Origin of the sequence: Xanthomonas sp. DAR 34887 (assembly GCF_041245805.1) — a bacterium.
Taxonomy (GTDB): Bacteria; Pseudomonadota; Gammaproteobacteria; order Xanthomonadales; family Xanthomonadaceae; genus Xanthomonas_A; species Xanthomonas_A tesorieronis.
This window is the reverse complement of sequence record NZ_CP162490.1, coordinates 4639795-4654994: the sequence shown is the minus strand read 5'-3', so window position 1 is coordinate 4654994 and position 15200 is coordinate 4639795. Positions and strand designations below refer to the sequence as shown.

Below are 15200 nucleotides of genomic sequence, written 5' to 3'. Positions count from 1 at the left end.
CGGAGTTCCGCCCATGACCGCATCCACCGATCCGGCGCCGCTGCCCCACGCCGATGCCGCGCAACAGACGCTGTGGCAGCGGCTGCAGGCCTACCGTTTCGGCGACGCCGACGATGCCTTGCCGGTGTTCGTGCGCCGGGTGGCCAAGGAAGCCAGGGTTTCCCTGACCGTGGCCGCGCAGGCGGTCGAGGAATACCGGCGCTTCTGCTTCCTGGCCTGCAGCGGAGGCGAGGACGTCACCCCCAGCGCGCTGATCGATCAGGTCTGGCATACCCACCTCACCGATACCCGCGAATACTGGCAGCAGTTCTGCCCCCACGTGTTGCAGACCACCCTGCATCACCGGCCCGGACGCGGCGATGTCGCCGACGCCGAGCGCCACGCTGCGCAATACCGGGCCACGCTGGCGCGCTACCGCTGCTATTTCGGCGAACCGCCGGCGGTCTGCTGGCCGACACCGGACGGGGAGCGCGCCGCGCCGGCCGCAGCCGCCAACGATCTTCCTGCGCGCCGCTGGGACGGTCCGCGCGCGTCCAGCAAGGCGCTGTGGCTGTGGGCGGGAGCCACGCTGCTGCTGGGCTGGTGGCTGGGATTGGACAACCCGGCCGTCTCGCCGCTGCACTGGCGTGGCAGTTCCTTCATCGTGCTGTTCCTGGCGGGGATCGGCCTGGCCTGGACGCTGGCCGCGCGGTTGCGGCGCGCGGTGCGCGGTCTCGGGCAACGGCACGCGGCCAGCGTGGTCGATCACGCCGAGCTGGCGTTTCTGGCCGGCGGCAGCGAGCGTGTGGCGGACCTGCAGCTGGGCTTGCTGCAGATCTGCGGCGCAGTGCAGTTGCGGCCGACGATGTCCACGCTGATGCGCCGCCGCAGCGATGCGACCGCGCTGCACGTCGCGGACGATGTGGCGGTGCCGGCATCGCTGCAGCGCGCCCTGCAACTGGTCCGCGCCAACCCGACCTTGTCGCAGGCGCTGCAGGCGCTGCGCGATGACGCGCTGCCGCTGCGCGCGGCGCTGATCGGCAAGCGCTTGCTGCTCGGGCGCGGCCAGGCCTGGTGTGCGCGCCTGCTCGGCGCCGCGCCGCCGGTGGCGCTGTGGGTCGTCGGTGCGCTCAAGATCGAGATCGGCCTGCAGCTGCAACGCCCGGTCGGCTTCCTGGTCGCGGCGATGGTGGTGGTGACGCTGATCGCGCTGGGCTTCCTGCTGACCCCGCTGCGGCGCAGCGTCGCCGGCGACCGGCTGCTCGCCCAGCGCGATGCGGCATGGCGCGCCGGGACGGTCCTCTCCTCCTCGACGCCGGGCACGCACCTGGCCACGCCGCTGGCGCTGGCCGGCACCGGCGTGCTGATGAGCACGGCGTGGGCGGACTATCACGCGCTGCGTTCGCCCGTGGTCGCCAGCGGCGGAAGCGGTGGCGGCAGCAGTTGCAGCACCAGCACCGGTGGCGGCGATGGCGGCGGCAGCAGTTGCGGCAGCAGTTGCAGCAGCGGCTGCGGCGGTTGCGGTGGGGGCGGCGACTGATGGCCCGACCGAGCTGGGCACACCGCCGCGCGCACTGGCGCGCACGCCTGGCGCTGGCGTTGCGCGCGCGTGGCGCCACGCCCAACGGCCTGTCCTGGACCGCCACCGGCTTCGCCGCGCTGGCGGCGCTGATGTTCTATTGGGCCTGGCGCGAACCGCCGCGCGATGCGGCCGGCCTGCTGCTGCTGGCCGCGCTCGGCCTGCAGGGCCGGCTGCTGTGCAACCGCCTGGACGGGCTGATGGCGCGGCAGGCGCACATGGTCGGCCGTGCCGGGGAGGTCTACAACGAAGCGCCGGACCGGCTGTCCGATGTCCTGGTGTGCCTGGGCGTGGGCTACGGCCTGCAGCACGTGCTGCGCTGGGGCGCCGACCTGGGTTGGGCCGCGGCCTTGCTGTGCGTGGGCACCGCCTACGTGCGCATGCTCGGCCTGGCCTGCGGCGTCAGCGAGCCGGTGCAGGGCCCGATGGCGCGCGTGCAGCGCATGCGTTGGCTGTCGCTGGCCGCGCTGCTGGCGGCCGTCGCGCTGTTGCTGCAGCGCAGTGCCATCGCCGAAACCATTCTGGTCCTGACCATGGCGTTGCTGATCGGCGGCGCGGCGGTGACCATCGTGATCCGCCTGCGCGCCATCGTGCGCGAACTGGAGTGGCAATGATCGAACGCCTGATCGCCCGCGGCTGCAGTGCCGCGATCCGCCTGCTGACCGGCGCGCGTGCGTTCTGGCGCTGCATCCCCTCCAGCGAGCGCCGCGTGTACTACGGCAACCATGCCAGCCACGGCGACTTCGTGCTGATCTGGTCGTCGCTGCCGGCGGCGCTGCGGCGCGAGGTGCGGCCGGTGGCCGCGGCCGACTACTGGCGGCGCGACGCGCTGCGCCGCTACCTGATCCACTCGGTGTTCAACGGCGTGCTGATCGAACGCGACGCCGCGCAGCGCAGCCGCGACCCGATCGAATGCCTGTGCGAAGCGGTCGATGGCGGCGGCTCGCTGATCCTGTTCCCGGAAGGCACGCGCAACACCGAGGAAGGCGTGTTGCCGTTCAAGAGCGGCATCTACCACCTGGCGCGGCACCGCCCGGAGCTGGAGTTCGTGCCGGTGTGGATCGACAACCTCAAGCGGGTGATGCCCAAGGGCAAATGGCTGCCGCTGCCGTTGCTGTGCACCACCACCTTCGGCGAGCCGTTGCGGCTGGGCGCCGGCGAGGACAAACAGGCGTTCCTGGAGCGCACGCGCGCGGCGCTGCTGGCGCTGTCGCCGGAGCAGATGGAGGCCGCACGATGAGCGCGATCGCCTTCAGCGACCATCTGCAGCAGTCCTCGCTGCGGCAGCAGACCATCTGGCTGTTCCTCGGCATCGCCGCGGTATTGCTGCTGGCCACGCTGATTTCCGAAACGCTGCGCTGGCGCGCGCGCGGGCGGCCCAGCGCGGTGCTCGACAACCTGGTGGCGCGGATCCGCGCGTGGTGGGTGATGGCCGCGGTGGTGGCGCTGGCGTTCGTGTTCGGGCGCATCGGCGTGATCGTGCTGTTCGCGCTGGTGTCGCTGTTCGCGCTGCGCGAGTTCATCACCCTGGCGCCGACCCGGCGCGGCGACTACTACGCGCTGCTGGCCGCGTTCTACATCGTGCTGCCGTGGCAGTACTGGCTGGTGTGGAGCGGCTGGTACGGGCTGTACACGTTGCTGATCCCGGTCTACGCGTTCCTGGTGCTGCCGATCCTGTCCACCATCGGCGGCGACACCACGCGCTACCTGGAGCGCACCGCCAAAGTGCAGTGGGGGCTGATGATCTGCGTGTTCTGCATCTCGCACGTGCCGGCGCTGCTGAACCTGGAGATTCCCGGCTACGAAGGCCGCAACCTGCTGCTGTTCGCGTTCCTGGTGATCGTGGTGCAGTCTTCGGACGTGCTGCAGTACGTGTGGGGCAAGCTGATCGGCAAACACCTGATCGCACCCAAGCTGTCGCCGTCCAAGACCGTGGAAGGCTTCGTCGGCGGCATCCTGTCGGCGAGCCTGCTCGGCGCGGCCTTGTGGTGGATCACCCCGTTCTCGCCGCTGCAGGCCTTCGCGCTGGCGCTGGTGGCCAACCTGATGGGCTTCTTCGGCGGCCTGGTGATGTCGGCGATCAAGCGCGACCGCGGCATCAAGGACTGGGGCCACATGATCGAAGGCCACGGCGGCGTGCTCGACCGGCTGGACTCGGTGTGCTTCGCCGCGCCGGTGTTCTTCCACCTGATCCGCTATGGATGGGTGTGAGGGGCCGGGATTGGGGATTCGGGATTGGGGATTGCTCGAGCGAGACGCTTCCCTTGTAGGAGCGGCTTCAGCCGCGACGCCTTACCGGTAACGCGTCGCGGCTGAAGCCGCTGCTACAGAAAAGCCCCATGGCTGAAATGGAAAAGCCGCCTTCTGTGCAGAAAAGGCGGCTTTTTTCATCAGGTCGCATGGGACCGCTGCAACGAATCCCAAATGCCCAATCCCCAATCCCGGCCTCACGCCAACCCGTATTCCTTCAGTTTCTTGCGCAGCGTGGCGCGATGGATGCCCAGCATCGCCGCGGCACGGCTCTGGTTGCCTTCGCAGTGGTTGAGCACTTCCACGAACAACGGGATCTCCATCTCGCGCAGCACGATCTCGTACACGTCGTCGGCGTCGCAGCCATCGAGGTCGCGCAGGTAGCGGCGCACGGACTGTGCCACGTGTTCGCGCAGCGGCGGCTTCGGCGCGCCGCGACTGGAGTCAGGACGAGTGGTGGCAGCGTTCAAGTTCGGCGGGTCCCCGGATGACGGCCGCGTCGGAGGGCGGAGGGCCGGCGCGGGGGGACGAGTCTAGCGCGTGGCCTGCCTCGCTGCCATGGCGGATCGTGGTGCCACAGCGTTTCAGTGGAAGTCGAAACTGAATGCGGCGGTTCCCGCGGCCGGTTCGCGCACCTGGAACGCCACCTGCGCGCTCTGGCCCGGCGCCAGTGTCGCCGCATCCGGACGGGTGCGGCCCAGGTACTCCTCCGGGCGCAACACGCGGCTGCCGATGGTGCGGCCGTCGGCGTCGGCCAGCGACAGCTGCAGCAACGGCCAGGCCTGCGCCCAGCGCGCATCGTTGCGGAAGGTGGCCTGGATCTGCAGGGTGCCGGCGCGCCCAGGCAGCGGCCGCACTTCGCGGCTGAGCATGGTGAACGCGCTCGGCTCGCGCCACGGCGGCAGGCTGCAGCGCAGCGCCTGGCACACGCCGGCCACCCACGGCCGCCAGCGCGCGTCGGCGCCCAGCCGTTGCCGGTCGGCGACCAGGATCTGCAGCGCCAGCAGCAGGCCCAGCCCGACCAGCGCGATCCACTGCCAGGGCGCGGCGCGCAGCACCGGCCGGCGGGGCGCGCTGGGCTGGATGAAGCTGGGGGCGGCGATCGCCGCAGCAGCGAGTTCCGGGCCGTGCGCCAGCGGCGGCGCCCGTTCCGATTCCGATTCCGACGCTGCTGCCGGTTCCGGCTGCGGTTCGAGCCCGGCGGGCGCGATCGGTTCGGCCGCCACGGCGGGCGGCGTTGCGGCGACCCCGGCGGCGCGCGCCGCGTCCGCCTCCGGCATCGATGCCGGTGCCGGCGTGGACGGTGGTGCGACATCGGCACGTGGCGTCGTGACCCCACCGGTATCGCCCGTCTCGGCGGAGCCGGTCGCCGCGTCCGCGTCGGCCGGCACGACGGCATCGGCCTGTTCCGGCGCCGGCCGGGCGGGCTGGCGCAACAGGGTCGCGAGGCTGGGGCGGGGCGGGGTGGGATCGGGCATGCGTGCAGGCGACGGCGGTAACGAGAGCGCTATTCAAGCACGCGCGGGAGCGGGCTGCAGCGCGGCCATGGCCTCTGTAGGAGCGGCTTCAGCCGCGACAGGCACCTTCGGAAAGGGCCTGTCGCGGCTGAAGCCGCTCCTACAGGAACGCCGGTGCGGCTCAGCGCCGGTGCTTGCCTGCGCCGATCAGGTCCAGCAGGCCGGCGCGCTGTCGCGGGCTCAAGGTCTCGAAGCTGTCGAGCAGGCGCGCCTGCTGGTCGGACAACTGCCGGTAGTGCGCGGCTTCCTCGGCAACGGACAGCGGTTCGCCGAACACGCGTTCGCCGCGGCCGGTGGCCAGGTATTCGAAGGTCAGCCCGCTGCGGCGGGCCAGGGCGATCAGGTGCTCCACCGCCGGCGCGGTCCCGTCGGCCATCTCCCACTGCGCCACGGCGCTGCGGGTCACCGACAGATCCAGCGCCAGCGCTTCCTGGGTGAGACCGGTCAGCTTGCGCGCTTCGCGCACCCGTTCGTACAGCCTGCTGTTCACACTCACCTCCGCGGGGAGGCGAGATATAGCCGCGCGGAACGGAAAAGTTGGTTCGTAAAGCTTTCAATGAGGACTTTGTTGTTGATACTGTCGTCGGCGGTGGCTGTGCGCAGTGAAGGCGCCGGGTGGTCCGCGCCGCTCCTGCCGCCGCCGCTCGACCCGCTGCCATGGACCAGGACGCGCCGATGCACACGCAGGATGCCCCGCTGCACGATGCCCACCCTTCGCGTTTCGCGCTCGCCCCGCTGCGCGCGCAGCGCCGTGCGCGGCCGCCGCCGGGGATCGGCGCGCACCGTTACCGGATCTGGGCCGATGCCGGCGACGGTCGCTGCGCGGTCAGGCAGGGCTGGTCATGGCAGGTGTTCGCGCTGCCATATCCGCCCGCGCCGTCGGCGCGGGTGCCGGCGCTGCTATGGCTGCTGCTGCACGCCGTGGGCTGGGTGGCGCTGGTGCAGGCCCTGGGCGTCTCGGCGCTGATCGGCGTGCCGCTGGAACTGGCGTGGCGATGGTCGCGGGCGCGGCGCGGCCATCGCTGGCACGAGCGCCGCCTGCGCGCGCAGGGCTGGCGGCCGCGGACCCGGGTGCTGGCGATCCATGCCGAGGCGGCCCTGCTGACCGCGGCGATCCGCAGCCTGGCCGCAGGCCGCGGGTGATGAGCACCGATCCGGCGCGGCCGCGCAAGCGGGGCGCCGATCCACGGACTCAGGCGCGGCGTACGCCGTCGATCCGCATCCAGTCGCCGTCCTGTTCGCTGCGCAACTGCTCGAACCACGGCGCGTAGCGCTGCAGCAGCTCCTGTTCCTGGCCGTGCAGGATGCCGGACAGGGCGATGCGCCCGCCCGGGGCGACGCGTTCGGCCAGGACCGGCGCCAGCGTGTCCAGCGCCGAGGCCAGGATGTTGGCGACCACCACCGGATAGGTGGCCACCGGCTCGTCGGCCGGCAGGTACACCGCCAGGCGCGCGCCGACCGCATTGCGCTCGGCGTTGTCGCGCGTGGCCAGCAGCGCCTGCGGGTCGTTGTCCACGCCCACCGCCGCCGCCGCGCCCAGCTTCAGCGCGGCCAGCGCCAGGATCCCGGAGCCGCAGCCGAAGTCGAGCACGTGCGCCTGCGCCAACGCGCCGTCGGCGGCCAGCGCGTCGAGCCAGCGCAGGCACAGTGCGGTGGTCGGATGCGTGCCGGAACCGAACGCCAGGCCCGGGTCCAGCCGCACCACGGCGGCGTCGGCACCGCGCGCATCCTCGGGCAGTTCGTGATTCCACGGCACGATGAAGGTGCGCGTGCCGAAGCGCATCGGCTGGAACTGGTCCAGCCAGGCGCGTTCCCAGTCCTGGTCGTCGACCTTGCGGAACGTGGCCTGTGCCCAGTCCAGGCCCGGGTCGAACGCGTCCAATGCGGCCAGCAGCAGCAACGCGTCCTGCTCGGCGGGGAACAGCGCGGTGAGCACCAGCGTGCCCCACAGCGGGGTCTCGCCGACCCCCGGTTCCAGGATCGCGCGCTCGTTGCTGGTGTCGGCCTCGGCGTCGAGCAGGGTGACCGCCAGCGCGCCGACGTCCTCCAGCGCATTTTCGTAGCGGGGCTGGGTGGCGTCGGTGCAGCGCACAGTCAATTCGAGGAACGGCATCGGTCGGGCACAGGGGAAGAAGGGCCCCGCATCTTAGACGACCGCCGCGGTGGCCCGAGCCGGCGCCGGCCGCGAGTCCCTGTGGCCGCGGCCGCCATTGTCTGCCATGGCCCGCCATCGGCTGCGTTAGACTGCGACATTGCGGCGGCCCCCGCTTCCAGCGGACGCGGCCGCCCTCGTCGCCTGCTGCCCCGGTCGCTTACGCGCATGCCCTTCGCCGTGTCCCGCAAAACCTGGCTGTTGCTGGCGCCCGCTGCGCTGTTGCTGGGCGTGGTCGGCTATCGCGCGGCGCTGCTGGCGGCGGCACCGGCGCTGCCGGTGACCGCCGGTGCCGCCGTGACCCCCCCGGCGCCCGTGGACGTGGCAGCGCCGGACCAGCGCAGAAGCACCGCGGTGCAGGCATTGCCGGCGTCACCGCCCGACCGCCGCACCGCGCTGGAGCGCAGTCCCGACCTGTACCGCACTTCCCAGCAGTTGTCGGCCGCCGCCGCGCAGGGCGATGCCGAGGCGTCCTGGCTGCTCAGCCGCATCTACGACTATTGCGCCGGCTATGCGATGAATCCGGCCGGCTATGCCGCCGACACCCGTGCGATCGAGGCGGCGCAGCTGCCGACCTCGGCGCGCATGGTCGATGCGCGCGCGCGGGTCGGCCGCCGCTGCGCCGGCTTCGTGCCCGGCGACGGCCTGACCCGCCAGGCCATCGTCGCCCAGCGCGTGCAGGCCGCGCGCGGCGGCAACCTGGCCGCGGAGGCGGCGCTGCTGACGCTGGGGCAGCCGCTGCAGTCCTCGGCCGGCTACAAGCGCGACCTGGTCGAACGGGTCCGCGCTTCCGGCGATCCGGATGCGTACATGGCGCTGGCGCCGGCGATGGGCCTGGCCGCCAGCGGCGACGACAGCCTGGACGAGCGCATCGCCGGCACCGCCTTCACCGAACTGGCCTGGCAGCTGGCCGCCTGCCGGCTGGGGCTGGATTGCGGCCCGAACAGCGAGTTGATGACCCGCTATTGCGCCAACGGCGGGATCTGCTCGCAGGACCCGACCCAGGATTTCAGCAGTTTTGTTTACGACGCCGCGGTCCCGCGGCAAGGCACGGACACGATGAACGACATGGTCAACCGTCTGGTGGAGACGACAGGAGCGGGCTCATGAAGTACCGGCGATGGCTGCACGGCGCCAAGTTCTGGTTCTGGGTGCTGGCCCTGGTCGCCTATTCGGCGGCGGCGGCCGGCTTGCTGCTGATCGACACGGCCGAGCAGCGCTACCGCGGCCTGTCCAAGGTCGAGCTGACCACCGTGCACGCCGACCCGGACCTGCGCCGCGCCGGCGCCGCGCAGGTGGCGGCGATCTACCGCGCCCGCAGCGGCATGCCGTTCTCCACCCTGAGCCCGGGCAGCACCTTCCAGATCGTGTGGCCGGACGGTTCCACCGAGACGGTGATGATCGTCAGCCCGACCTCGACCCTGGGCGCCGAACCGGTGCAGGGGACGCAGCAGGCTAAGTAGCCGGGATTGGGGATTCGCAAAGGCGGGTTTCCGGTCCCTGTGAGGTCTGTCGGCTTGGCGATCAGCCCTCTTTGGAGGGCGCCGGGGATGGTTGGCGCTGCATGGCCAGGGCCAGGGCGTCGGCGCCGGCGGGGTAGTGCAGGCGGTCGCTGGGGTCGTTGGCGGCGTCCCAGATCGCCTGGGCGACGTCGCTGGCCACGGTCACCGCCGCCGGCTGGCCCAGGCGCGCGAACACCGCGTGTGCGAAGGGCGCGTAGGCGTCGGGGATCAGGCCCTGCATGCGCTGCTGCCCGTTGGCGGTGAACTGGGTGGACGGGCCGTAGCCGGGCTCCACCAGCTTGACCCGCAGGTCGAATGCCTCGAGTTCGTGCGCCAGCGACGCGGTGAAGCCCTCGATCGCGGTCTTGCTGGCCGTGTACGCCGCCACCAGCGGGAACGGCGCCAGCGTGGCGCTGGAGGTCACGTTGACGATGACGCCGGCGCCGCGCTGGCGAAACCCGGGAATCGCGGCCTGGCACATCGCCATGACGCCGAAGGTGTTGGTCTCGAACACTTCGCGCACGGTCGCCATCGGCGTGGCCTCGAACGCCCCGAACAGCCCGATGCCGGCATTGTTGACCAGCACGTCGATGGGGCCGGCCGCCTCCAGCGCCAGCGCGATGCTGTCGGGCTGGGTCACGTCCAGCGCCAGCATGCGCAGGGCGGGCGAGGCCGGCAGCAGCGCCGGTTGCGGCTGGCGCATGCTGGCGACGACGTTCCAGCCTTGGGCCAGGAAGTGCCGCGCGGTTTCCAGGCCGTAGCCGGAGGAGCAGCCGGTGATCAGGACGGTCTTCATTGCGTTTCTCCAGGAGTGAGTGGGCTCGGGAGGAAACGATAGGCCAGCCGCCTTGGATGATCGATAATGCGGAATCCGTTTTGTTTTAGTGAGCGTCCGAAATGCACGATCTGCTTTCCGAGCTCGTCCGCCTGCTGCAGCCCCGCGCGGTTTTCGCCAACCTGATCAGCGGCAAGGGCAACTGGGCGGTGCGCTATGCCGCGTACGGGCAGCCCGGGTTCTGCATCGTGCTGGAAGGCAGCGCCGTGCTGGCGGTGGACGGGCAGCCGCCGATCACGATCGGCGCCGGCGATTTCGTGCTGTTGCCGACCACGCCGGCGTTCACGCTCTCCGGCGTCTTGCCGGCGCCGCCGGTGTTCATCGATCCGCAGGTCGTCCCGGGCGGGCAAGGCGAGCTCCGCCACGGCGAACAGGGCGGTGCGCCGGACATGCTGTCCCTGGGCGGTGCCTTCCTGTTCGACAGCGCCCATGCCGGCTTGCTGACCTCGCTGCTGCCGACGGTGGTGCATGTGCGCGGCGCGGGCCGCCTGATGCAACTGGTGCAGATGGTGGGCGAGGAGTACCAGGACCGGAAGCCGGGCAACGACTACATGCTGTCCCGGCTGGTGGAGATGCTGCTGGTCGAGGCCATGCGCTGGACGACGGCGGGGAACGCACCGCCGGGGCTGTTGCGCGGCCTGGGCGACGAACGGCTGGCGCCGGCGCTCACCCGGATCCATGCGTGCATCGATCACGCCTGGACAGTGGGCGAACTGGCGCAGGCGGCTGCGCTGTCGCGCTCGACGCTCTTCGAGCGCTTCGCCCGCACGGTCGGCGTGCCGCCGATGGAGTACGTGCTGGCCTGGCGCATGGAGGTGGCGAAGGACCTGCTGCGGCGCGAAGGATGCAGCGTGGCCGAGGTGGCGCAACGCGTCGGCTATGGCTCGACCAGCAGCTTCAGCGTCGCCTTCAGCCGCCACGTGGGCGCACCGCCCAGCCACTACGCCAAGCGCTGACGCAAGCCACCGCGACGATGCCGGGCCCGTGTGGCGACGCCACCAGGATCACGCTAGCAGCTGGGGCGCGATCTCACACACCTCGCAAGCGCATCGGCGAAAGGTCGAGGGCGTACCCCCGACCACAACCGCCACCATCACCAGGAACAGATCAGGAGCCGGTCTCCGCCTTTGCGAATCCCAAATCCCGAATGCCGAATCCCGGCCCCTCACACCAACGCAATCGACTTGTTCTTGCGCTCGGCCAGGCGCTTTTCCAGGTAGTGGATGTTCTGCCCGCCGGCCTGGAAGCCCTTGTCGCGCATGATCCGCTGCTGCAGCGGGATGTTGGTCTTGATCCCGTCCACCACCATCTCGCTCAGCGCCACGCGCATGCGCGCGATCGCGGTGTCGCGGTCGGGGCCGTGCACGATCAGCTTGCCGATCATCGAGTCGTAGTTCGGCGGCACCTTGTAGCCGCTGTAGATATGCGTGTCCACGCGTACGCCAGGGCCGCCGGGCGGATGGAAGCCGGTGATCAGGCCCGGGTTGGGCATGAAGGTTTCCGGGTCTTCGGCGTTGATGCGGCACTCGATCGCATGGCCGCGCAGCACGATGTCGCTCTGCTTGATGCTCAGCTTGTGGCCGGCGGCGATGCGCAGCTGTTCGCAGACCAGGTCGATGCCGGTGATGCGCTCGGTGACCGGGTGCTCGACCTGGATGCGCGTGTTCATTTCGATGAAGTAGAAACGGCCGTCCTCGAACAGGAATTCGAAGGTGCCGGCGCCGCGGTAGCCGATGCGCACGCAGGCGTCCACGCAGACCTTGCCGATCTCGTTGCGCAGCTGCTCGGTGATGCCGGGCGCGGGCGCTTCCTCGACCACCTTCTGGTGGCGGCGCTGCATCGAGCAGTCGCGCTCGCCCAGGTGGATGGCGTTGCCCTGGCCGTCGGCCAGCACCTGGATCTCCACGTGGCGCGGATTCTCCAGGAACTTCTCCATGTACACCTGGTCGTTGCTGAAAGCGGCCTTGGCCTCGGACTTGGTGGTCTCGATCGCCGCCTTCAGCGCCGCCTCCGAATGCACCACGCGCATGCCGCGGCCGCCGCCGCCGCCGGCCGCCTTGATGATCACCGGATAGCCGATCTCGCGCGCGATCTTGGTGTTGGCGACGATGTCCTCGCCCAGCGGCCCGCCCGAGCCGGGCACGCACGGCACGCCGGCGGCCTTCATCGCGCGGATCGCCTCGACCTTGTCGCCCATCAGGCGGATGGTGTCGGCCTTGGGCCCGATGAAGATGAAGCCGGACTGCTCCACGCGCTCGGCGAAGTCGGCGTTCTCCGACAGGAAGCCGTAGCCGGGATGGATGGCCTGCGCGTCGGTGACCTCGGCCGCGGCGATCAGCGCCGGGATGTTGAGATAGCTCTCGGCCGACGCCGCCGGGCCGATGCACACCGACTCGTCGGCCATGGCCACGTGCTTGAGGTTGCGATCGACGGTGGAATGCACCGCGACCGTGCGGATGCCGAGCGTATGGCACGCGCGCAGGATGCGCAGCGCGATTTCGCCGCGATTGGCGATGACGACTTTATCGAGCATGGGATTCGGGATTCGAGATTGGGGATTCGTAGAGGGCGCCGGGCTCGCGCAGATGTCGCGAATCGTCCAGCGTGCGGATCAATGCGTTGAGCCTGGAAAAGGTGCGGTTCAAGAGATCGAGGGTGGCCGCGTCCGGCGAACCGAACTGCAGCCGTGTCGCAATCTGCATCTGCGTATCCAGCTCGGCCAGCGAGCCTCGCGCCATCGACAGATAACGCAGGTACTCGGCAGTGGACCGCCGCGCGGCGCCCTCCGCGATGTTGGAGGCAACGCTGATCGCCGCGCGCCGCATCTGTGCGGTCAGTCCAAAGCGTTCGGCATCGGGGAAGTTCTGGGTGAGGCGGTAGGTCGCTTCGACCAACGCCATCGCATCGCGCCACACCGTGAGGCGCTCGTGCGGCCGCTGTTGCGAATCCCAAATCACGAATCCCCAATCCCGGCCGCTCAGCCAATCACAAACAACGGCTGATCGAACTCCACCGGCACGCCGCTTTCGCTGAGGATCGCGACGATGGTGCCGGAGACGTCGGCTTCGATCGGGTTGAACATCTTCATCGCCTCGATGATCGCCAGGGTCTCGCCGGCCTTGACCGCCTGGCCGACGCTGACGAAGGCCGGCTTGTCCGGCGACGGCGAGGTGTAGAAGGTGCCGACCATCGGCGCGCGCAGCACGTGGCCCTCGGGCAGGGCGTTGCCGGGCTTGGCGGTGCCGCCGGTGGAGGCCTCGGTCGGCGAGCTCATCGGCATCGGCGCGGCTGCAGGCGGCGCGGCGGCGGGGGCCGGCGCGTACTGCGGGGCGCTGGCGACCATGCCCTTGGGGGTGCGCGCCAGGCGCACGCTTTCCTCGCCTTCCTTGATCTCGATTTCGGCGAGATTGGATTCTTCCAGCAGGTCGATGAGTTTCTTGATTTTACGGAGATCCATAACGGCCTCTTGAGGTGAATCGGGAAATGACCGGGCCTGCGGCCCGGCGAACGCGGATAGGGTGGCGCAGCGCCGCGCGACGCGCGCTGAAGCCGGGGGTGCCGCTCACGCGCCGGCTCCCAGCCGGGCCAGCGCCGCGTCCATCGCGTAGCGGTAGCTGTCGGCGCCGAAGCCGCAGATCACGCCGAGCGCGTGGTCGCTGAAATAGCTGTGGTGGCGGAACGGCTCGCGGCTGTGCGGGTTGGACAGGTGGATCTCGATGAACGGGATCGCCACCGCCGCCAACGCGTCGCGCAGCGCCACCGAGGTATGGGTGAACGCGGCCGGGTTGATCAGGATGAAGGCGGTGCCATCGCCGCGCGCGGCCTGCACCCGCTCCACCAGCACGTGCTCGGCGTTGGACTGCAGGCTGTCCAGCTGGTGCCCGGCGGCCGTGGCCTGCGCGAGCAGCGCCGCATCGATCTGCGCCAGCGTGGTGTGCCCATAGACCCCCGGCTCGCGGGTGCCGAGCAGGTTGAGGTTGGGGCCGTGCAACAGCAGCAGTCGCGCCATGGAGGACAAAGCAGCGGAGAGGGCGGCAGTCTGCGCGAAGCCGGGATTACTGTCCAGTTCGGCGAAGTTGCGCGTGTTTTAAACGGATGTTTGGTTCAGCGGCGTGCGCTTGCATGGGCAGGCGAGGCCGAGGCGCGTCCTGCTGCCGGCCCGTGTTGTCCGATCCTGCGCGCCGGCTTGCCGGGATGCATTGCGCGGCGCGGCGCGTGAAGTACCGGCGCGGCACGCAGCGATCCTGCACGACGCTGCGCGCCTGCGCCACCGCTGCGCGTACGCTGAACGGCACCGGCATCTGCGTTTCAGCCCCTCTCCTGCCGGGAGAGGGGTTGGGGTGAGGGTACGTCCCCTCCATGACCAGGCGCGCCGCACGCCGCGCCCGCCGCCACGTCAGCGCTGCGGCTGCGGCAGGCTGTCCCGCGGCGGGTGGCCGAACAGCCGGCTGAACTCGCGGCTGAACTGCGAAGGGCTTTCGTAGCCCACCGCGAACGCTGCAGCGGTGATGCTGGTGCCGCCCTGTTGCAACAGCCGGCGCGCTTCCAGCAGGCGCAGCTGCTTCTGGTACTGCAGCGGCGACAGGCCGGTGGCGTCGCGGAAACGCCGGTAGAACAACGCCGTGCTCATGCCGGCGCGGCTGGCGAGCGCGGACGCGTCCAGCGGCTGGCGGAACCCGTGCTGCACCGTGCGTATCGCCGAGGCCAGCCGACGCGCGGCGGGTGCCGGCTGCGCCATCGCCGCCAGCGCCGGGCCGGCCGGGCTCTGCAGGAGCCGGAAGACCAGTTCGCGCTGCAATGCCGGCCACAGGAACTGCTGCGCCCGCAGGTCGTCGGCCGCCAGCGACAGCAGGCGCTGCAGGCAGTCGATCAGCGCAGGCTGCAGCGCCACCACGCTGAACGGCGCCGGCGCCATGGTTGCCGCGGCTGGCATGCCCGGTTCGCCGCAGACCTGGCGCAGCAGCGCCGGGTCCAGTTCCACCACCAGGCCGAGGAAGGGCTGGTGGCGATCGCCGACGGTCACCATGCCGCGCGCGGGCACCGGCACATGGGTCAGCAACGCTTCTCCAGCGCGATATTCCAGAACGGTCGCGCCCACCAGCACCTGCTTGGCGCCCTGCAGCACCGCCCCCAGCGCGGGGCGATACAAGGCGGGCGCGGGGACGCGGGGCGCGCGCGACTGCGCCAGCCACGTTCCCGGCAGTAAGGCGTGCAGCCCGTCGCCGGCCGCGCCGCGTGCGCGCAGCAGTTCGTGCGCGCGCAGCCGCAGTTCGGTCAACGCGTGCAGGTTGCTGCCCGGGGCAATCGAATCAGGCAAGGATCGGGCGCAATCCGGCAAGTACGGCCGATGCCGCAGGCCCAGCATGTCACGATCTTCCAGCGAGAC

General features: G+C 70.7%; 18 protein-coding genes. 8 read left to right on the top strand and 10 right to left on the bottom strand.

The annotated features are described in order from the left end of the window. Positions 1-13 precede the first annotated feature (13 nt). Genes AB3X08_RS19835 through AB3X08_RS19820 form a run of 4 tightly spaced genes read left to right on the top strand, consistent with a single transcriptional unit; the run spans position 14 to position 3769 of the window. Positions 14-1519 carry a TIGR04222 domain-containing membrane protein gene (locus tag AB3X08_RS19835; RefSeq protein WP_369934568.1) on the top strand — a complete coding sequence of 502 codons (1506 nt, stop codon included), beginning with the start codon at positions 14-16 and terminating at the stop codon, positions 1517-1519. Continuing rightward, complete coding sequence (locus AB3X08_RS19830; RefSeq protein WP_369934566.1) at positions 1519-2172, top strand: CDP-alcohol phosphatidyltransferase family protein; 654 nt, start codon at positions 1519-1521, stop codon at positions 2170-2172. The genes AB3X08_RS19835 and AB3X08_RS19830 overlap by 1 nt, the downstream gene beginning before the upstream one ends. Continuing rightward, a complete protein-coding gene (locus AB3X08_RS19825) occupies positions 2169-2798 on the top strand; it encodes a lysophospholipid acyltransferase family protein (RefSeq protein ID WP_369934565.1) in 630 nt (209 codons plus the stop codon). Before AB3X08_RS19830 ends, AB3X08_RS19825 begins: the two co-directional genes overlap by 4 nt. Continuing rightward, the gene (locus AB3X08_RS19820; RefSeq protein ID WP_369934564.1) at positions 2795-3769 is read left to right on the top strand and encodes a phosphatidate cytidylyltransferase; all 975 of its coding nucleotides are present in this window, start codon (positions 2795-2797) and stop codon (positions 3767-3769) included. The genes AB3X08_RS19825 and AB3X08_RS19820 overlap by 4 nt, the downstream gene beginning before the upstream one ends. Positions 3770-4005: 236 nt before the next feature. Here the strand turns inward: AB3X08_RS19820 and fis are convergent, their stop codons facing one another. The 3 genes from fis to AB3X08_RS19805 form a co-directional block, all read right to left on the bottom strand. Then, the gene (gene fis / locus AB3X08_RS19815; protein WP_003471008.1) at positions 4006-4278 is read right to left on the bottom strand and encodes a DNA-binding transcriptional regulator Fis; all 273 of its coding nucleotides are present in this window, start codon (positions 4276-4278) and stop codon (positions 4006-4008) included. A gap of 114 nt (positions 4279-4392) precedes the next feature. Beyond that, positions 4393-5286: a DUF3426 domain-containing protein gene (locus AB3X08_RS19810; RefSeq protein ID WP_369934562.1), complete on the bottom strand. Its 894-nt coding sequence runs from the start codon at positions 5284-5286 to the stop codon at positions 4393-4395. A gap of 160 nt (positions 5287-5446) precedes the next feature. Next, on the bottom strand, positions 5447-5815 hold the full coding sequence (locus AB3X08_RS19805; RefSeq protein ID WP_184413001.1) for a helix-turn-helix transcriptional regulator: 369 nt from the start codon (positions 5813-5815) through the stop codon (positions 5447-5449). Between the two features lie 185 nt (positions 5816-6000). Here AB3X08_RS19805 and AB3X08_RS19800 point away from each other — a divergent pair, with 185 nt between their 5' ends. Then, positions 6001-6468 (top strand): hypothetical protein, encoded by a 468-nt coding sequence (locus AB3X08_RS19800; RefSeq protein ID WP_369934561.1) that lies wholly within the window; start codon positions 6001-6003, stop codon positions 6466-6468. 49 nt (positions 6469-6517) lie between these two features. Here the strand turns inward: AB3X08_RS19800 and prmA are convergent, their stop codons facing one another. Beyond that, entirely contained in the window at positions 6518-7438 is a 921-nt protein-coding gene (gene prmA / locus AB3X08_RS19795; protein ID WP_369934560.1) for a 50S ribosomal protein L11 methyltransferase, read from the bottom strand. Between the two features lie 207 nt (positions 7439-7645). On the opposite strand from prmA, the gene AB3X08_RS19790 reads away from it, so the two are divergent. Together AB3X08_RS19790 and AB3X08_RS19785 are read left to right on the top strand one after the other, a co-directional pair. Further along, positions 7646-8587 (top strand): hypothetical protein, encoded by a 942-nt coding sequence (locus tag AB3X08_RS19790; protein WP_369934559.1) that lies wholly within the window; start codon positions 7646-7648, stop codon positions 8585-8587. Next, entirely contained in the window at positions 8584-8940 is a 357-nt protein-coding gene (locus AB3X08_RS19785; protein WP_369934558.1) for a hypothetical protein, read from the top strand. The genes AB3X08_RS19790 and AB3X08_RS19785 overlap by 4 nt, the downstream gene beginning before the upstream one ends. A 61-nt stretch (positions 8941-9001) precedes the next feature. On the opposite strand, the gene AB3X08_RS19780 is transcribed toward AB3X08_RS19785, so the two are convergent. Beyond that, the gene (locus AB3X08_RS19780) at positions 9002-9775 is read right to left on the bottom strand and encodes an SDR family oxidoreductase (protein ID WP_369934557.1); all 774 of its coding nucleotides are present in this window, start codon (positions 9773-9775) and stop codon (positions 9002-9004) included. Between the two features lie 101 nt (positions 9776-9876). Here AB3X08_RS19780 and AB3X08_RS19775 point away from each other — a divergent pair, with 101 nt between their 5' ends. After that, positions 9877-10770, top strand: a complete 894-nt coding sequence (locus AB3X08_RS19775) for an AraC family transcriptional regulator (RefSeq protein ID WP_369934555.1) — start codon at positions 9877-9879, stop codon at positions 10768-10770. A gap of 209 nt (positions 10771-10979) precedes the next feature. Here the strand turns inward: AB3X08_RS19775 and accC are convergent, their stop codons facing one another. From accC to AB3X08_RS19750, 5 genes are all read right to left on the bottom strand, one after another. Further along, on the bottom strand, positions 10980-12347 hold the full coding sequence (gene accC, locus AB3X08_RS19770; protein WP_184413011.1) for an acetyl-CoA carboxylase biotin carboxylase subunit: 1368 nt from the start codon (positions 12345-12347) through the stop codon (positions 10980-10982). Further along, positions 12337-12771, bottom strand: a complete 435-nt coding sequence (locus AB3X08_RS19765; protein WP_369934554.1) for a four helix bundle protein — start codon at positions 12769-12771, stop codon at positions 12337-12339. The genes accC and AB3X08_RS19765 overlap by 11 nt, the downstream gene beginning before the upstream one ends. A 20-nt stretch (positions 12772-12791) precedes the next feature. Next, positions 12792-13271: an acetyl-CoA carboxylase biotin carboxyl carrier protein gene (gene accB, locus AB3X08_RS19760; RefSeq protein WP_369934553.1), complete on the bottom strand. Its 480-nt coding sequence runs from the start codon at positions 13269-13271 to the stop codon at positions 12792-12794. Between the two features lie 105 nt (positions 13272-13376). After that, complete coding sequence (gene aroQ / locus AB3X08_RS19755) at positions 13377-13823, bottom strand: type II 3-dehydroquinate dehydratase (RefSeq protein ID WP_185814205.1); 447 nt, start codon at positions 13821-13823, stop codon at positions 13377-13379. A gap of 387 nt (positions 13824-14210) precedes the next feature. Beyond that, positions 14211-15131: an AraC family transcriptional regulator gene (locus tag AB3X08_RS19750; protein WP_369934551.1), complete on the bottom strand. Its 921-nt coding sequence runs from the start codon at positions 15129-15131 to the stop codon at positions 14211-14213. Between the last annotated feature and the right edge of the window lie 69 nt (positions 15132-15200).